Origin of the sequence: Zooshikella ganghwensis DSM 15267 (assembly GCF_000428585.1) — a bacterium.
Taxonomy (GTDB): domain Bacteria; phylum Pseudomonadota; class Gammaproteobacteria; order Pseudomonadales; family Zooshikellaceae; genus Zooshikella; species Zooshikella ganghwensis.
In genome coordinates, this window is record NZ_AUAF01000098.1 from 1 (window position 1) to 18222 (window position 18222).

18 protein-coding genes and 2 pseudogenes are annotated in these 18222 nt (G+C 37.0%); 13 read left to right on the forward strand and 7 right to left on the reverse strand.

Annotation, left to right across the window (positions count from 1 at the left end):
• Nucleotides 1-177: pseudogene (locus F607_RS36140) on the reverse strand (IS982 family transposase); the annotation flags it as partial.
• Nucleotides 178-744: 567 nt separating this feature from the next.
• Here F607_RS36140 and F607_RS0117975 point away from each other — a divergent pair.
• On the forward strand, nucleotides 745-1641 hold the full coding sequence (locus F607_RS0117975) for a hypothetical protein (protein WP_027709211.1): 897 nt from the start codon (nucleotides 745-747) through the stop codon (nucleotides 1639-1641).
• 72 nt (nucleotides 1642-1713) lie between these two features.
• On the opposite strand, the gene F607_RS30320 is transcribed toward F607_RS0117975, so the two are convergent.
• Entirely contained in the window at nucleotides 1714-3213 is a 1500-nt protein-coding gene (locus tag F607_RS30320; RefSeq protein WP_051311603.1) for a M64 family metallopeptidase, read from the reverse strand.
• A 384-nt stretch (nucleotides 3214-3597) separates the two neighbouring features.
• Between F607_RS30320 and F607_RS0117990 the strand changes: the two genes are divergently transcribed.
• A complete protein-coding gene (locus F607_RS0117990) occupies nucleotides 3598-3930 on the forward strand; it encodes a PilZ domain-containing protein (RefSeq protein WP_027709212.1) in 333 nt (110 codons plus the stop codon).
• 163 nt (nucleotides 3931-4093) lie between these two features.
• Here the strand turns inward: F607_RS0117990 and F607_RS0117995 are convergent, their stop codons facing one another.
• Nucleotides 4094-4351 (reverse strand): DUF2164 domain-containing protein, encoded by a 258-nt coding sequence (locus F607_RS0117995; protein ID WP_027709213.1) that lies wholly within the window; start codon nucleotides 4349-4351, stop codon nucleotides 4094-4096.
• A gap of 174 nt (nucleotides 4352-4525) precedes the next feature.
• Between F607_RS0117995 and F607_RS30325 the strand changes: the two genes are divergently transcribed.
• The 4 genes from F607_RS30325 to F607_RS0118015 all read left to right on the forward strand — a co-directional run bounded on the left by F607_RS30325 (nucleotide 4526) and on the right by F607_RS0118015 (nucleotide 9067).
• Nucleotides 4526-5533 (forward strand): amidoligase family protein, encoded by a 1008-nt coding sequence (locus F607_RS30325; RefSeq protein ID WP_051311604.1) that lies wholly within the window; start codon nucleotides 4526-4528, stop codon nucleotides 5531-5533.
• The gene (locus tag F607_RS0118005; RefSeq protein ID WP_027709214.1) at nucleotides 5491-6189 is read left to right on the forward strand and encodes a gamma-glutamyl-gamma-aminobutyrate hydrolase family protein; all 699 of its coding nucleotides are present in this window, start codon (nucleotides 5491-5493) and stop codon (nucleotides 6187-6189) included. Before F607_RS30325 ends, F607_RS0118005 begins: the two co-directional genes overlap by 43 nt.
• 9 nt (nucleotides 6190-6198) lie before the next feature.
• Nucleotides 6199-6636 (forward strand): YqaA family protein, encoded by a 438-nt coding sequence (locus F607_RS0118010; RefSeq protein WP_027709215.1) that lies wholly within the window; start codon nucleotides 6199-6201, stop codon nucleotides 6634-6636.
• A gap of 151 nt (nucleotides 6637-6787) precedes the next feature.
• Nucleotides 6788-9067 carry a carbohydrate binding domain-containing protein gene (locus F607_RS0118015; protein WP_027709216.1) on the forward strand — a complete coding sequence of 760 codons (2280 nt, stop codon included), beginning with the start codon at nucleotides 6788-6790 and terminating at the stop codon, nucleotides 9065-9067.
• A 128-nt stretch (nucleotides 9068-9195) separates the two neighbouring features.
• Here the strand turns inward: F607_RS0118015 and F607_RS0118020 are convergent, their stop codons facing one another.
• On the reverse strand, nucleotides 9196-10065 hold the full coding sequence (locus F607_RS0118020; RefSeq protein ID WP_038291766.1) for an extracellular medium-chain-length polyhydroxyalkanoate depolymerase: 870 nt from the start codon (nucleotides 10063-10065) through the stop codon (nucleotides 9196-9198).
• A gap of 98 nt (nucleotides 10066-10163) precedes the next feature.
• On the reverse strand, nucleotides 10164-10718 hold the full coding sequence (locus tag F607_RS0118025) for an NAD(P)H-dependent oxidoreductase (RefSeq protein ID WP_027709218.1): 555 nt from the start codon (nucleotides 10716-10718) through the stop codon (nucleotides 10164-10166).
• Nucleotides 10719-10863: 145 nt separating this feature from the next.
• Between F607_RS0118025 and F607_RS0118030 the strand changes: the two genes are divergently transcribed.
• The 4 genes from F607_RS0118030 to F607_RS0118045 all read left to right on the forward strand — a co-directional run bounded on the left by F607_RS0118030 (nucleotide 10864) and on the right by F607_RS0118045 (nucleotide 14432).
• Nucleotides 10864-11790, forward strand: a complete 927-nt coding sequence (locus tag F607_RS0118030; RefSeq protein ID WP_027709219.1) for a LysR family transcriptional regulator — start codon at nucleotides 10864-10866, stop codon at nucleotides 11788-11790.
• A 306-nt stretch (nucleotides 11791-12096) separates the two neighbouring features.
• Nucleotides 12097-12804, forward strand: a complete 708-nt coding sequence (locus tag F607_RS0118035) for an AraC family transcriptional regulator (protein WP_027709220.1) — start codon at nucleotides 12097-12099, stop codon at nucleotides 12802-12804.
• Between the two features lie 131 nt (nucleotides 12805-12935).
• The gene (locus F607_RS0118040; protein ID WP_230400431.1) at nucleotides 12936-13814 is read left to right on the forward strand and encodes a DMT family transporter; all 879 of its coding nucleotides are present in this window, start codon (nucleotides 12936-12938) and stop codon (nucleotides 13812-13814) included.
• 264 nt (nucleotides 13815-14078) lie between these two features.
• Complete coding sequence (locus F607_RS0118045) at nucleotides 14079-14432, forward strand: hypothetical protein (RefSeq protein WP_157365517.1); 354 nt, start codon at nucleotides 14079-14081, stop codon at nucleotides 14430-14432.
• 358 nt (nucleotides 14433-14790) lie between these two features.
• Here F607_RS0118045 and F607_RS34735 read toward each other — a convergent pair.
• Both F607_RS34735 and F607_RS0118055 read right to left on the reverse strand, forming a co-directional pair.
• Nucleotides 14791-15261 (reverse strand): annotated as a pseudogene (locus tag F607_RS34735) (outer membrane beta-barrel protein); the annotation flags it as partial.
• A 146-nt stretch (nucleotides 15262-15407) separates the two neighbouring features.
• Complete coding sequence (locus tag F607_RS0118055; protein ID WP_027709224.1) at nucleotides 15408-15596, reverse strand: hypothetical protein; 189 nt, start codon at nucleotides 15594-15596, stop codon at nucleotides 15408-15410.
• A gap of 711 nt (nucleotides 15597-16307) precedes the next feature.
• Between F607_RS0118055 and F607_RS30330 the strand changes: the two genes are divergently transcribed.
• The 3 genes from F607_RS30330 to F607_RS0118085 all read left to right on the forward strand — a co-directional run.
• Nucleotides 16308-16667: a hypothetical protein gene (locus F607_RS30330; RefSeq protein ID WP_027709225.1), complete on the forward strand. Its 360-nt coding sequence runs from the start codon at nucleotides 16308-16310 to the stop codon at nucleotides 16665-16667.
• A 326-nt stretch (nucleotides 16668-16993) separates the two neighbouring features.
• Nucleotides 16994-17284: a hypothetical protein gene (locus F607_RS30335; protein WP_157365518.1), complete on the forward strand. Its 291-nt coding sequence runs from the start codon at nucleotides 16994-16996 to the stop codon at nucleotides 17282-17284.
• Nucleotides 17285-18038: 754 nt separating this feature from the next.
• Nucleotides 18039-18222: transposase (locus F607_RS0118085; RefSeq protein ID WP_027708241.1), on the forward strand; the 184-nt coding region annotated here is incomplete at its 3' end.

The window sequence follows — 18222 nt, forward strand, 5'->3', positions numbered from 1 at the left end:
GATATGAGTATCTTCATCTAACCCAAAAAACTCGCCGATGAGCTCCACTGCAATCACTTCAGGATCAGAAAGGGAGGGCATAGTCCCTCGTTTACGTAATCGCTGGCCTTTAAGTAACTCATTGAAGGTATCATCAACCCAGCAATAAACTGCTATGATAAACTCTTCTACTGACATCCCCTGACCCCAACCTTTGTTTCGGCAAAACAAAGGTTGGGGTCAGGGGCTGTCATTTCAAACTAATAAAAGTCGAGCATCGCGTAAATTTAGTTTCAAACTATGACTGGCTATTAGCATTGATGTCTAAAATGTATTAACTCTGTAAAAAAATCATGATTGTTTTTGCGTAAGTCAATAAAAAAATGATAAATAGTTTGTAGCTTTGTATCCCTTCAAATACCATGCTTGAACGATTCAGCTTGATTGTTTTTGGCAACATGGCGTGTAATCTTATTATATATCCACAGCGAAGGATTTTTAGGGGCGGCCGTCAAGCGATGAAGCCCCCGGAGCTTATATTAATAAGTGACTGGGGTGAAGAGCGAAGGCAACAAACCCTAAAATTGATTCGCGAAGGGTATATATCCCTGATGTCATTGGCAATCCCAATTAGGTTGGGGGTATCACTCTAAAAATAATTATAAATATAAGCATGATACAGCCATGTTGACTATAAATTAGTTCAAAATCTCTATAACAAAAACAATATGTCAGATGTGTAGCAAGCGAGATAACTTAAAGGTAATGAATAAACAACAGTGTGTACCATCCGTACTTTGTTACGGCTTTTGTTTTATTGTCAGTATAAGTCTGACTAGCGTAGATAATACCTATGCTGCAGAAGACTTACCGATGAATCCTAGTGCAGAGAAGCAGTCTGCAGGTGACCAATATCAAGACAACGCATCATGGTCTTCACAGCAGCTTGATGTGCTAGTGTTAGATATTGAGGATTCTATTACTCAGCTGCAAAGCTCTGTAGAACAAACTAACTCTACTATTATTAAACTGGAAACCTTACGCCGGCTTCAGCCTATACACCCAAAACTGAGCATACTGGAACGTAGATTAGCGCAAACGTTATCATTTTGGGCTGTCAGGTTTTATAACCAGCTTGATTACAAAAATGCGTTACACTTTGCGGGGCTGGCCAAAAATATTGTACCTAATCAAGCAGAAGCCAATCAGGTCATCAAGTTGGTCACATTGGCCCAACAGCAGCGTGCTGAGAAAATAAATAGAGCCACTTCTGCTATGCCACCTGCTCCTCGTGTCCATAGTCAACTACAACCTCAGGTGAGGGAAAATACGTTTTTGGACAGCCTTAATTCAGACCAGCGCGCAATCCTTGAAGAGCTACCACAGGACGTTCAGGCTGAACTGATCAATATTATTATTCTTGATCAACAACAGATTACTGAGCGTTTATTTGATATTCGCCATGTACTGGACAGTGTGGTTGACCAAATGATTAAAGACAATGCACGTGCAGTCATGACAAGTCAGTCTGATAGTGACGCGCGATGGATCATGGCATTAATGAAAACGCGTATACGGCAGATTAATCCATACTTTGAATTAAATTTAAAAAAGCGCATTAGTCCTGGTATGCGCCCCAATATAGCGCTTTATGCTCAGTAGTAATTCAACCTAAAAGTATCTGGAATACGTACGTTTATAGATATTCCAGATACACATTATTCTCCACAGGTCCTAGTATGGGTAGACTGTAACTGTCCAGCTTACCCTATCTTGCAATTTATTATCTGTATCTTTAATGACTTGAGAGGTTACATCTTGCACTTGCACCGTCAAGGTATATTCTCCAGGGTTATAGTCATTGGCTACTAAGGTTAACTGACTTGAGTTTCCAATCTCTTGATCATTAAGAAGCCAGTGAGCCTCTACTGTTGGGTTATTTGGCTGTAGCAAATTTACCGAAAATGTTTGTTTTTGATTACGATAAAGCTCCACTGTAGAGTTTGCAGGGGTTATGCTGTCAATTGGTGAAACATAATCATAAACACGTCGTATAAGTTGTTCTGAATTAACTGACTGAAACGGTCTTCCTAAAGAACGCATCAAAGAGTTAGTAGTGGGACGATACATTCCTCGTTGGCAGTACTTAGCTCCTTCAAATACATCAACTGCCTTGTCAACTCCGATCCAATGAGACCACTTGTTGCCTGAAGGGTAATAGGTAACATTTGCTTCACTTGTTGGCCCTGCATTGCAAGAGCCATAATCATATTCGTCCGCTAAAAGACCAAACGTATGGCCGGCTTCATGGAGTGCCAGGTCGACAGCAGAGTTATGTAAAGACATTGTCGCAACACTACCACCAGAACCTCCATACTCTGTAGAATTGACAACGACTATGATTAAGTCCCGTGCAACAGAGGGTAATCGTTCACTGACATAGCTTTTCACCCTTTGAGTATCCACACATAATAATCGAACAATATTGTAACAATTAAAGTAAGACCTAAACTGGGTGTTTTTGGGGTAGCTATAGCCAGCTCCAGACTCAGTACTTATGCTTTCAACAGCCCATACATTGAAGCTATTTTGATAGTTATCAATGGGGCTTTCTGCAAAGAAACCTGTGGTAATTGGTTTTAAATCGTCTTTAAAGCGAGATATCTCACTTGAGGTATAACCTTCTGCAACAAAAACGATATCAACACGGTTATCTGAGGGACCATGATCAATAATCTTAGTGACTGATGAAGACTGGGTCGGTTCAGATACAGATGAGGTGCGCTGAGCAGGATATTCACCTAACAAAGACCATGTCCACTTTTTGTTAATATATTCAGGAAAAAAGATTAGAAATGTTTTTGTGCTAAGCGGCGCGTTATTAATAATGAGTGATGCTGATGCTTTAGTAATACGCTCTGATGACTCTATAAGACCTGTTATAGGGCTGAAGGATTCGGCTCTTATAATCAAGGGGTTTTGAACAAAGTCAGTAAATAATGGTTCACCTGTACTTGATAGACCAATAACTGCAAGGTTATCTGTAATATTAACCGGCTGTGACTGCTTTTCGACGAGCGAGGAAAAATAGACTAGTGACTTGTTAGTTTTGAAAGAGGTTGTTGCTGTTTTGGAGGAGGAAGGATTAAGTTTAACAACAAACTCATTTGCTGTAGCAGTAAAAGCAATGGATAGTATTGTTAAACAACTGATAACGAATCTGGTACTTTTCATAATTACCATTCCTTGGTTAAAGTATTTTTTAATACGCTTGTATCTAAATTGAAAGGTATGGTCACTTTGTTAGTCGACTCCTGGCTGCAAATAGCTCAATTGCTATATCATCGATCACTACAGGTATGTTTAAATGAGAATACTGCTGAGACTTAAAAAAAGAAATGCAACTTGCAAAAGAAGAAAGTAAAGCTTTATGGGGCTTTAAAAAAGATACTAAAGCCATTAAAACATGATTTAGGTTAGCAGAAAGGCTTTTTAATCATTAGTATTATTTTTTATATATTTCCCGAGTTAAATGATCAATGAGTGATGTATACTTACAAATAGCGCTATCTGTATCACTATTAGCGAGAGTTTAATTAGTCAGCTTAAAGGATTGCTATGAAAGGACTAACTACAAGTAATTATAGTTCTTACGCAAGGAAAAGGGTTACATGGCCTGCTGTTATTAGTGTTAACAATCAGAATGTACCCGTTAAAGTTATTAATATATCAGACCATGGTGCATTGATTGAGCTTGATATAAAGTTAGCGATTAATCAAAAGCTAAAATTTATTTGCAAAGCATTTCATCGAGGGAAACAAATGAATATAAAATGCTCTGCTCATGTTAATTATGTGATTATAAGTCGTTATGGTTATCACATAGGTATTAATTTTGATGCAATTAAACATGAAGAAAAGAAATTTCTGGAAAAATATACTCATGAATAATCAATTGATATTAATATAGAGCTACTGAGCAGATAAGGTAAGTTATAATGTGTATCAAAATAAGTATTTTTTTTGAGAGTTGTATCCGTTAATGATTTTGGTTGATCTTGAGTGGTGTAAACTCTTATAATTAAGGAGTTTATATAATTTTTTATGATAGTATTTAAAAACGGTTAAAGTCTGTCGGCTTTTCTATTTCATAAATAGCTTCAGAAATACTTTCAAGTCTTTTCTCTAAAATAGACTGTGCATCGTATAGTGCTCGGTTATAAAAATATGCACCTATTTCTTCTGAAATGAAGTCTAGTAAAAACTCTGCATCAAACTGGCCAATACTATAGTCAAGTTCTTCTTGGAAATATAACTGTATTTTTTTTGTTATAATTTCTTTTTCTTCTTTTGCAAACTTCATTTTTGACATGACTCACCTTATCAGTTTATTGTAAAGGTAAAACAGTGATCATAACTGATTCGTAATAATACAAATATGACATATTGTTAAAAACAAGTCTAACTCTTTACTAGGGCTTGTTAACACTATTTGAATCACCACTGCTTAAGACAATAATCTTCCAAGGTGTGCTTAACTAGCGTTATGAGTAATGAAATAAACTATTGTATACCTGCAGAAACCAACAATCTTGAAGGAAAACCTCGACGAGTGGGTTTTGAACTAGAGTTTGCTGATCTGAGCCTTCAGCAAGTCACGGATATCCTATGTGAAACGCTGAATGGTAAAGTACATAGCAATAACCCTGCAGAAACTATTGTAATAGTAGAAGGATTGGGAAAGTTTACCATTGAGTTAGATTGGCAATTTGCCAAAGAGACAGCAAAGGAACGAGCAAGTCAGCATGCACTGGAATATGGAGACAAGAAAGTTGATGATCATTTTATGATCTGGCTAACTAAACTTGCAAGTATTGTTGTGCCTATTGAAATTGTGTGTCCGCCTATAGAGATTAAAGATCTGACCGTGTTGGATGGCATGGTATCCGCGCTTAGATCTGCAGGAGCAAAAGGAACGGGTGAGTCACTATGGTATGCTTTTGGCGTGCATATTAATCCTGAAGTAACTGATAATGATCCTGAAAAAGTAATGAGGATGCTAAAGTCTTATGCTATTTGTCAGGACTGGCTGCTAAAAACTCACCAAGTTGATCCTATTCGACGGGTAACACCATATATTGACTTGTTTCCAAAGTCGTATATTAACACCTTAATCACGTATAAAAGTAATATATCATGGACTAAATTGATAGAGGATTATCTTGAATATAATCCAACAAGAAATAGAGCATTAGATGCCCTTCCGTTATTTAAGTATATTGATCAAAACTTAATCGACCAACGTTTGGATGATCCTAGAATTAAAGCTAGGCCCACATTTCATTACCGAATGCCTAATTGTGAAATAGAGAAAAATAACTGGTTTCTTTATAAAAGCTGGAATGTATGGTGTGTTATTGAGCATATTGCTCAAAATGAACAGTTATTAGAGCAATTGGCGATAGAATGGCAACGATATAATCAAGCACTGATAAATATAAAGCCTGCTCCATGGTTCAACATACTCGACGAAATATATCAAAACCTGTCATAGGTGTAACAGGTAACGCCAGACTTTTCTCTCCTTCCTGGCTTTGTATAAAACTGGCTGTTTTTCTTGCAGGTGGACATGCTCTTCGAATTAGTGTGCGACATCCGGTGCCTGAGGAACATCTTGATGGTTTAGTGATAAGTGGTGGAGATGATATTCATCCGTCTCTTTATGAAGAAGAGATTATGGCAAAAGCACATTACGATGAAGCTCGAGATGAACTTGAGCAGCGATATATTGAGTATGCACTTACAAATCATTTACCTATTCTAGGAATTTGCAGAGGATACCAACTATTAAATGTGCAAAGTGGTGGTAGTCTATATCAGGATATTCGTCCCTTGCGTGAAAAAACAGATAACAGAGCTACTTTTTTACCTCGGAAAAAGGTTGTTTTAAAAAAAGAAACTGAGATATATAAAATAATTGGTCACGAGTTATTTAAAGTGAATAGCTTACATCATCAAGCCATCAATATACTGGCAAGTGACTTTCAGGTAGCAGCATGGGATGCAGATCATTTCATCCAAGCTATTGAGCACAAAGAAGTGAAACCTGTCATTGGTGTACAATGGCATCCAGAATATTTATTATACCTTAAACACCAGCGACAACTATTTACGTGGTTAGTTGCTCAAGCTAAGCGTACAGTAACTTAGGTTTATGTAGTGATAGCCTATTTATCCTTATTTGCATCATCATTTTTAGCTGCAACCATTCTTCCATTTTACTCAGAAGTTTTGCTATATGCATTGCTACAAACAGGAGAACCTGCTTGGTTACTCATAGTAGTTGCTTCAATTGGTAATACCTTGGGGGCAGTTGTGAACTGGTACTTAGGTCGTTATTTACTTCACTTTAAAGATCGACGCTGGTTCTACTTTAAAGATGAACAAATTGAACGAATGCAGTATTGGTTTCAGCGCTATGGTGTTTGGAGTTTATTGCTTGCTTGGATGCCTATGGGAGGAGACGTACTTACTTTAATTGCGGGAATCATGAAAGTACGTTTAGGCATATTTTTAACATTAGTAGCAATAGGCAAAACTGCTCGATACATAGCAGTACTGTATTTTGCACAAATAACACATGGATGGTTTGTATAATATGAATGATGTGATGTATAACAGTATCAATTTGTATTTTTAGTGCGACATTTAATATTTTATAAGTGTTTAATTAACTATCATAACGAGTAAAGCGCATACATCGTAACAAAAGGGTATGACGATTATTAGAATTTGATAGGCTTCACTTATGAAAATAAAAGCAGTATTATCACCTCCTTTTTATGTTAACTTATTGGCGTCATTCATATTAACTAGCACTGTAACTCAGGTGAATGCTCGTCTCATTATGCCTGAATATAAAGATTATAATCTGAAACATACTCAGTCAGAAAGCGGTATTAAATCAGAAGCTTTATCTAAAGAGTCTGTAATAGTATATACAGAAAAAAACAATCCTTGTGATAAACCTTTGCTAATGAAAGGGAACTTAGTTCGTCAGCCTGACTTTAATAGCTTGGATAGTTGGCGAGGTTATTACACGACAAGCGTAAAGGTTTCTCAAAGTGAGCAGATAAAAAAATGTGGTATTGATTACCAAGTGGTGATATCCAATCGTAATAATTATTATGATGGAATTATCCAAAAAATCAAACCCAATTTGAATACAACGAAGGAATACACATTTCAAGCAAACTTAAAGTTAAATAATAGTGAAGTAAAAGATTTTGGTCTTGCAGCATTAGCTTTAAAAAATGATTTGGGGATTGTTTATTACCAATATCTTGCAGTAGATCAAATTAGTAGTGATGATAAAACATTAACTGGTACGTTTAAGGTCAATGCACTTGGTGAAATCAAACAATCTTTCTTATTGTTATTTGGTCCTAAAGGCGATAAAGAACTTGTTATTGACGAAGTAAAAATTGCTGAAGCTGATGACAATAATCCAGATCCTAATACCCTTTTCAAGCATGACTTTGAAACAGACAATGCTGGGTGGTTACCCGCTTGGCTTACTGCATCTCCTGAAATTAGTGCTATGCAGGCAAAATCAGGAGGCTTTAGTTTATATGTCAAGGACCGTGATCACTGGTATTCAGGTGTTAAGTTACCTATTACGCAGTGGTTTTCTGAGAAGAAAAAATATACGCTGAGTCTGTCTGCTCTATTAAGTACAGGCACAGGCCAAGCTCAAAAGCTTAGTTTACAACTCTATTATGTTGATGACGAAGGTGCTCATTGGCAGCGTGTTAACTCAACATCCATTTCTGTAGTAGAGCAGTGGGTTGATATTGCTACCGACTTTATCATTAAACCGCAAGGTACTTTGAAGAAGGCGGAAATATATGTATTTGGGCCAGACACAAAAGTTGACTTTTTCCTGGACGATATAACGCTGACTCAGCAAGATGCAGACCCCGGCGATGGAGATAAACCCGGTGATGGAGATAAGCCCGGTGATGGAGATAAACCCGGTGATGGAGATAAACCCAATGATGGAGATAAACCCAATGATGGAGATAAACCCGATGATGGAGATAAACCCGATGATGGAGATAAACCCGATGATGGAGATAAACCCGATGATGGAGATAAACCGGGTGATGGAGATACAAGCGGTTCAGGTTTATTTGAAAAAATGACATCAGCCCAGTGCATTGATGGTCAGTATCAAGAGTCTCAGCGGGCAAACCCTCAGGTTGATATTAAAGGTATTTTAAGCAGCCATAACCCAAATGCTTCTGTGAGCGTTTTATCTAAAACAGTAACAGCTGCATTAGAAAAGCGCTATCCATTTGGGGCAGAAATATTGAGTCAAGCTCCTAATAGTTCAGGACAAAAATGCTTAACATATTGGATGCAACGAGCTAAGAGTACATGGGGAGATTTACCCACAAGTGAGCTATTTCATGGAGCAGACTTATCTGTGCACGAATGTGGACATGGGTTATCACACAAATTATCTGGTTGGTCGACACAGGCTTTGCCTTTATCCAAAGGCACAACACCTGTTTGTCCTGTGAGAGGACCTTATAAATACCCTCCACTGTATAATTTACAGCATGATAAGTTTTCAAAAGATGTGCCTAATAATCATTATGATTCAACCTACATAAATAAAGGTAGCCCTGTAGGTAAGCAGGGATGGGAGTCAGTAATTGATGAGGCTGTACAATATAGTCATTCCTTGGCAATTGGATATGCATTTCACGACTATACAACTTATGGCAGTGATGCTGATGGTGCACTTAGCTTTGCATGGTATATACAGCGCTATTTATACTTTCTGCATCATAACAACCCAGATATTTATCAAGAAATTTTAAGTAATGCCTGTTGGCGTGAAGCTATTTTAAAATTATGGGGAAAAATCTGGATGTATGAAGACTTAGCATTAGCGCTAGACGAGCCTAAAAATCATGATAACTTAACATCTGAAAATACACAGCGCTTTATTAAAGCAATTCAACGACCAGAGTTAATGGCTGAGATTGAAGCGGTAAGAAAAGCGCATCAGTGTAATTAGAATCTAGTTATTATTTCAACAGAAAGTGATGTAGTTGAAAATAAACCCACCTTTCAAAATATTTGGTGGGTTTGTTGTGTTATCAATTAATTTAAAATTAATTCGTGTCAAAAAATAAATTAAGAATTTTAAAAACGGTTAAACCAATCGACAATTTTTTCTGGTGATTCTTTAAACCAGGCATGACCTTTATAAGGATTAATCCACTTTTCAGTATGAATACTATGATCGATTAAGCGGTTATAATATTGCTTCATTGTCCATACAGGAACAATCATATCTAACGCGCCATGAATAAATAAAGTAGGTGGGTGATTACTAGGTAATGACTGTGGTACCAGACAGGCAGGACCAAGACAAGTTGCATAAGAAGCTGATTGAATCGCTAATGCCCGGAACTCGCCAGAAAATGATACAGCCATGCGACTGGTATTATACCCTCCACTTGAAATGCCCGTTGCATATTTTTGCTGGCTATTTAGTGGGCCAAATAATCCTTGCTGTATGCCCATTAGCACGCGTGATAAAAACTGGTAATCTGTCGTTAAATGATAAGGTGTTGCACTGGATAAAGCATTTGTTTGCCAAGCTAGGTTTATTGCTGCTCTGGGAGCAAGAACAGCATAACCCGAATCAAGTAAATGTTTGATCAGCATTGCTTCATAAAATCCTCCAAAGGGATCAGCTTTATTTCGCTGAAACTCCACAGGAAAAAAGCTTCCTTGATAAATGACTACCACAGGCCAACCTCGAGCAGGTGGTTCACCAATGGGTAGTTGATACTTTACCTCACGTTTAATCCCTGCATTGGCCTCAATATAAACAGATTGATAGCTGCAACTTATTGAGTAATCAGTAAAATTACCTTGTTCAATTTGGCAGTGTGATTTTAAATTTGAATTAGTCAAACTCGTTTCTAGCGCTGAGCTCCCATAGCATTGGGCTGATGTAAATGTAAACGCCATTAAGAAAAGGTGAGTTGTATAAGTATTCTTCATTATGCTTCCTTGCATTTTTAGATTATCAAAAGAAGTTTAGCTGATAAATTAATATTTGCGAAAAATTATAGGCTATCACTTTGCACCTGTACCTCAAATTATGAGGTGGGGATATACTGACTTAGATGATTTTGCCACTGGGTATGCCAGTACCCAAACCTTGGATCCTTCACAATATTAAAAGCAGCAAAGCTGGGTAGTTGTTTCATACCAATGTATTGCTGGGTTGTATGTATTGCCAAAAGAAAGTCGTCAGGGTCTTTACCGGAGAATAAGCTATTTGAGTAAGAAAATGCTTCATGTGGTGCGTTCCATGTTGTAGATAACATGTAATGTTTTTTTGTTAAAAAACCACCATCTCCATATCGTTCGCTAGAGCCAAAAAATAACCCATATTCGTATACGTTATCAAAATATTTTTTTAGCGTTGAGGGAACATTAAACCAATAAACTGGAAATTGAAAAATGATAATATCAGCCCAAAGAATTTTTTCTTGTTCTTCTTTGATATCATAATGATTAGCAATATGAGAGACTTTAACCTCTGTATAATGGCTAAGCAGATCTTGTGCCGATTTAACCATACTTTCATTGAATACTCCCGGTGCCATTTTACGTTGTTCGGCACCATTAATAATTAAAACTTTATGCATAAGTAGCTCCTTAAAGTATGAGGAATGCAGTGGAATGACTTCAATAAGCGAAGTGCACTTTTTTACATTGACTATTTATCTTAACGCCTTCATACTAAGTAATTAATCAACATTTTTGAATTTTATTATTTGAATATTTGCAATAATGATTCGTTCACTTGATTCTCTAAGAGCTTTCTTAGCTGTTGCACAATATACCAGCTTTGCTAAGGCTGCCGCACAGTTGAACCTTTCTGGTTCGTCCGTTTCTCGTCATGTTGCTGAGTTAGAGAAAGAGCTGGGCGTGATACTCCTTACTCGCAGCACTCGTAAGGTTGCTTTGACAGAAGCAGGCAAAACATTATTTGAGCGGGCATCCCAGATAGTGGCATCGCTTGATGAACTGGGGGGGAATCTTAAAGAAATTAGCGGGCATATTAGTGGCAGTGTAAGTATTTCTGCGCCCTGGTGGTTTAGTGCAGAATTTTTACCTACTGCGTTGGCAGAGTTACATCAAAAGTATCCAGAGTTGAAGATTCACCTTGATGGTGAAGATAACATCTTGGATCCTCATGAAGGACAATATGATATTTACTTACGTTTTGGACGACTGAATGATTCAGGTTTAGTTGCCAAGGTGATTACTGAAGATAAATATTGGTTGGTAGCCGCGCCGAGCTATATAAAAAAAAATGGCATACCCAAAGAACCGCAGGCACTATTAACACACCAAATATTTGCCTTTCGCTTTAAAAAACCACACACAAGTTGGTTTTTTAAACAAGGAAAAAAGCAGTTTAGAGTTAGTCTTCAGCACGCATGGCTAAGAACAAATAACCCAGTCACTATTTATCATAGCACTCTGCTTGGTGAGGGGATAGCTCTTCTACCAGCATTAAGTGTAGGAAATGATCTACACCAAGGCAGATTAATTCGCTTGCTATCTGAGTATCAAATTACACCAAATCGATTAGATAATCATCTCTATTTAATTTACTCAAAAGATAAAGTACGTATTAAAAAAATAAAGTGTGTAATTGACTTTCTAGCAAATAAACTAAATGACCCTAGTGAAGGGTATATTAATACATAGGAGAGTAAATTTTTATAAAGAATTTACTCTCCACTCGTGACTTTATATTCTTCTGCTTTGTTTAATGCTCATATTGCTAAAAAAGAGAAAGTGTAGATGGTTTGTGTTAAAGTGAGGAGAGTTCTTAAGCTCAATCTGAGTAGGTACTCAATAGACTAATGAGGTAGTGTCAGGGTAACATCATGTTAATTTGTTTGACTGTGTAGTCATTGAATGGCATGGTATAAGACTATTGAAGGTATAATCGTGATAGCATATATTTAGAAACTGTTCGTCACGAAGATGCTTCTTAAATAGTAAAATATTATGCCTAATTACCTATCTATCCGTGCGTACAGCCGCCAGCGTAAAGGTCACTCTCATCATTACCATCAGTTAGTTCTGCCACTTCGTGGTGCGATCAATATTGAAGTTGAGGACTATTCAGGCAAGGTAGTGCCAGGTGAGTGTGTAATAATTAGATCTGGAGAGATGCACCACTTTACTGCTAATGAAGAAGCAAGGTTTGTTGTTGCAGATATGTCCAAGTTGCCAGAAAACATATCTCAGTCAGAGCAGCTAATTTTTTCTATTAATTCACCACTAATCAGCTATCTTAGTTTTATTGAGGAACAACTTGAATATCAAGTGAATACAGAAATTGAAAAAATAATGTTCAGTACATTTGAAATGTTGTTAGCTGAGCAAACTTTGTTGAAACAAACAGATCGTCGTATACGCTTGGTACTTGAGTATGTTCTTGAAAATCTTGCTGACAAGCTTGTCATAAACGAGTTGGCTAAGATTGCGTGTTTAAGTTCAACACAATTTAAAAAATTATTTAAAGATCAGATGGGCCTCAGTGTTTTGCAATACATCACTAAAGTACGTATGGAAAAGGCCAAAGCCTTGTTGATACATACTGATTATCCTGTTCAGATAGTTGCTGAACAAGTTGGCTATACTGATCTTTCTTCCTTCAGTCGGAGGTTTTTAAGTTTTTACGGTTTGACGCCTAGCGCCGTTTCTCGCTGATAGAAGCGGCTTATATATCAACTATACCGTCCTTTCTGCATAATACTTCGTTATTGACGATGTAAACTAAGAATATTATTCATATTTACAAAGGGCGTTACATGCTATCTCAGTGTCAGTCAATTATAGGTTTGGTTGCAATTATTTTCGCCTGTTTTTTTTGGGGTACTACAGGAACTGTGGCAAGCTTCACTCTTAACGTGAGCCCGTTAGCTACAGGTGCTTTTGCAATGGGAGGAGGTGGCTTATTATTAGTACTAACTGCACTAAAAAATCTATTTTCGGATAAATATAAACTAGTCTCTAATTACCCGATAATACTTTTAGGCGGGCTTTCTGTTGCTGTTTATCCCTTAGCATTTTATAGTTCAATGCGACTTTCTGGTGTTGCGTTGGGAACAGTGGTTTCAATAGCTAGTGCGCCATTTGCTACAGTATTACTTGAGTGGCTTATTAGCAAAAAGCCTATTTCTAAAAAATGGGTGAAGAGTTTTGTAATTGGAGCAATTGGAGTATTACTGCTTGCGATGAGTAAAGGTGAAGTATCTGAGTCTGGCACCCATATTTACAATCATTATTTAGGTATCATGCTTGGGTTGTTAGCAGGTTTCACTTATGCACTTTACTCATGGGCTGCAAGAGAAATGATTGAGCAGGGTATTCATTCCAAATCAGCTATGGCGAGTATGTTTGGTTTGGCTTCATTACTATTATTGCCTTCACTAATAATTACAGGAGATAATTTATTTGCTTCCACTAAGAATGCCGCTGTTGCTCTTTATATGGCTTTTGTGCCAATGTTTCTTGGGTATCTGTTATTTGGTTATGGACTGAGGTTTATTGCTGCAAGTGAGGCAACTCTGCTAACGTTGCTTGAGCCTGCAGTAGCTACTTTAATGGCTGTAGCGGTTGTTGGTGAAAAAATTATCACAACTGGCTGGCTAGGGATTGTACTGATCATGGTGTGTATGTTAATTCAAATGCCAAAAAGAATAGTGAGTTCTGCATAAAACTCTTAAAATACTCCATGAGTTACTACCCTTTGTACATGCTCTAGATGCAATACATCTAATATTTGTTGTAGCTAATGCTGATTACCTGGATAGCAGGACCTTAGTTCATGATTCTTTTGTTCACTGATGGAAAGCATTATGGGAATAAGGCTTTAATAACTTTTTTGATAGGCTATCTTGTAGCAGTTGTTTTGTGGTGGTAATTTTTAAAAATAGCTATATATGGGTAGCCAACATATTAACTGGGACGGGTGTTTTAAGATGAAAATATCTGTAAAAAGAATAAGAACAATTCTCAACATGCTGATTGCTATTTATACCGTGTTGTACGCAAACTTCAGTATTGCTTCAGATGAATCTGAGTGGGAAACGCTACAACAAATTGAGGTGATTGATGAAATGCTCATAGTCACAACTGAATCGCCCTCAAACCCAAGGAATTGCTCAAATGATACATACTCCCTTGAGGCAACCCATAAAATGTTTAGTTCACTTCAACAGTTTTTAGCAGTATCTCTTAAGCATGGCTATCAAGTTAAGTTTAGCGTATATGGCTGTGACAGTTATCGACACAATAGTATTGAAAGCTTAAAAGTACGTGCTAATAGTGGTTAATTATTGGTAGTGTCTGTCAAGGTATCTTAAAGCCTTTGTACTGCTAATAACTCATCAGGTAAGGCCGACGTTGTCTGCGACTTTTCGATGATGCTAGCCACTAGGCTTAGTCTGCACTTTTCGACGTCTATATCCTTACTATACGGCATACTTCGGTTTTCATTTTCACTTTACTGTAAAAACTTTATATAGCCTAGGATCTATCATTATTCCTTGTTACAGCAAAAGAAATTGAATGATTTGCTGATAAATATAGTTTTAAATGAAAGCTGTAATTCAATGAGGGATGAAGGGCTAAGGGCTAGGTTTAGAGTAGTAAAGAGCGCTAAAAGTAGCGCCCTATATATTTTGGTATCAATTAAAACTTGTACTGAACAGATAAGGTATATAAATCGATATCATTTTCACCAAATCTTAGCGTATCAGTTTTGTTTTCATCATACTTTTCGCCAACATCATTGATACGCTCCCATTGAAGGCCAAACGCAACATTTTCTGTGAGGTTGTAGTTAGCGCCAAAGCCAAATGTCAGGCTAGTCCCTTTCTCTGAGTGTGAATTATTTTTATTTTCAGAAGGTATAACTGAATTAGTGAAAGAGTAATCTTCTTCTACTTCCCACTTCATAACACCTGCAGTGGCTTTAAGCTCAATATTCTTGTTGATTGGATAAAAACCAACTGCCTTAATTCCACAGCCTTTGATTTCGTTTTCAATATCATCACGCTCACTACCGCTAGGGCTTTTCCATTCTGCGTCAGGACTACCTAAATCAGTATAATTTATCTCTAGGCCAAAGTACTTGTTTACACCGTATCCTGCAAAAAGATTTACTGCACCATCTCTGGTAGTGTACTCATACTATAAAGTCGGTAGCAAAGGATACTATAAAACTCTAATAACACAATAAATGTGCTATATTTGAAGTGTTTATGCTTTCCAAGTATAGCCTAATGGTATTCATTTCATCCGACTTTTTAGTAACTACCATATGTGGTCTGTTCTTTTCTAAACTCAGAGTAAGAGTCATTATAATCAGCTGCACCAGCGCCAAGACCTAAATAAAATCCGCTTTTTTCGTCCGCAAAGGGGTTTAAAGAGTCGGCTGAAAATGCTGGTGCAATAAAGCTTGAACTCAGAGTAACTGCTAGAACTGCTTTTTTCATGCTAATTTCTAATAAGTACTTCTTAAAAAAAACTTATTTCTGAACATATGTTCTGGCTAATCGAGATTAGAATTGTTATATGAAGCAAGGTTGACATACAATTGGTAGTTATACGGCTTCTAAATATTATTGATATATGCTAATGAAAGAATTGTCCGACAAATCAATAAGTAGCTGAATAGTTGAATAATACTCTTAACGTTTGCTTATAGCTATTATTAATCTAAGTATTTTTCTATTTGAATGGTCTGCAGATTCCTTGTGGATAAATATGGAGTATAAAATTAGAGCAGGATTAGCTTTGTAAAGATGAGCTTTATAGCGCTTGAATCTATTAATAAAACAAGAAAGGTAGCATCGTTAACGGCAGTGACTAGTGAGGATAGGCTTCATTGCTTGACGGCCGCCCCTAAAAACCCTTCGTTTTGAGTATATTTTAATGGGTAAACCCTAACTCTTTATAAATTATTTTTATAATGATTATTCTGGCTATTAAAGTAAATCGGTACGTATCAAAGTTTAAATTGTCTAAAAGCAAGCAGAATAATATCCTAAAGCCTTATTTATAAACTGTAACTGTCGAATACGATATAAATAATTATAAAGTTTTTAAAAAGTTATCATTAGAAACTGATGATGTGATGGGTGGTGACAACTTGATCCAAGTTTTATTCTAATTACAAAAAAATAATTGTATTTATAGATAAATACATGCAAACTAAAGGGAACTCCTACATATTTAATCCTGAAAAAGATTTAGAGCCACGATTTATTTCCAAATCGGAGGCTGTCCGTTTCTTCATGAAGCAAGTCTTAACAGATGATATTGCGGATGGTTATCCAGGCTGTCCAAATGTAGGTAACTCTCTCGCTGAAGAGCTACTCTCAGATAGATTTAAATTTGAACCTTATGAACACACCTTTAAATCAGCTCCACGCAAAGGAGCGTTTGAAATTAGGTGGCAAAAGGTTCCATCAAGTTCTATGTGGGAAACTGTCGTATCTTGCTATGAAAAAATGGTTTACCTGAAGGCATTGCAATTCAGCAGGCTCGTTGTGCTCGTCTATTAAGAGCATGTGATTATGACTTTCAACTTAAAAGGGTAATTTTATGGAAATCTTTATGATATGTTTCGCGATAACGTTTGTATTTACTTTAGGTGTATTTAAAGTAATTGAGTTTGGCTTTGAGGAATTTAACGATTGAACATTAAAAAAGGCGATAAAGTAGGTGTTAAAGAAGAATACCTGCAGCATTGTAACGAGTATGGTTGGCCGACTGAGGCTCATCCAAATTGTGTTTATACAGTTTTATCTAATTAGGAAGGACAGGAAAACCTTGCTGGTGTATCCCGTTTATTCCATACAGACACTTTGAAAAAATAAGTGGAGGTAACTTGAGTAAGGATAAAAGCGACTTGTTTAATGAAAGTACGTATTTGTCTGAAATAAGGAAATATATAGATAAGACTTATAGTCAACACCATGCTTTTAAAAAGCTTCAAACAAGTGAACTCATTTACTCAAAGCCTGAGCGTGGTCTGCACTTTTCAATAAGTAACATTATTAAATATGCAGACCGCTTTGGTGACAAAAAGGGCATGAATAGAAGTGACTTATATAACGTCTGTCATTACGCTGTTCATGCTCTTTACTGCTCTGATTATGTTGATGTGAACTCGGATTAAATCACTTTCCCACACGGGGTCTTAATTGCATCAACATTGTGTCCACAGCTCTCCCTAGGCTAGTTTTTGACGGGTTAAATATCCACCCGGACAACAGCAGTATACTCGCCTCGTCTTTCTATTCTGATGGGAAAAAGTAGACTATGTGGGCAGTTTTAAAATTTCATTTTCCTCTTGCTCTCGGCAAATTTCGCGCTCCAGCTCATGAGTGAGTTGCTGGTCTTGGCTCACGGACACCTCCCGTTACTAGACGGAACTTATTTATCAACGGTTGATTTACCGACACCCATTGCTTCTGATGCTTCGCGGATAAGGTAATTTTGCTCCATCATCTACCTGACAACTTCAAAACGGAAATCAGGTGTAAAAGTGGATTTTGTTTTTTTATGCATAGAACACCTACTTGGTTTTTAGAGGCTATTTGGTAAACTCTACGCAGCCTCGTCCATGCTCTTTCAGTATTTCTCGAGTAGTTCCAAATAAGCTATACATTCAGTTTAGGGCAGATTCTTCATTACTCTCATTAGGCTTTAATTGTTGTGTTGTTATACGAGTAAGCAATTCTATATACATTTCCCAAGCGGCATCTTTATCTACATCATTAGGACGAAACCCCCTTATGTCAGGATAGTTGTCGCCTCACCTGAAGTAAAAATCTAGGCTCTATATGGATTCCTAGGGGGTAGCATATAATACAACCAAAGATGTATTATGCACGTCTATTTGGGTAAATTAAGTCAGTAATAAGCAAAGAATGATCAATATCAAACAACTGGTAAATGATGAGCAATGCTACCAGTTTATTCGTCAGAGACGTTGGCCTGATGGCGTCAGCTGCCCTCACTGCCAGTCTCAACAAGTAGAAGGCAATGGTAATCATCAAAAGCAAATTGCCCGAAAACGTTATCGCTGCCTAGCGTGTCATCGGGGATTTGATG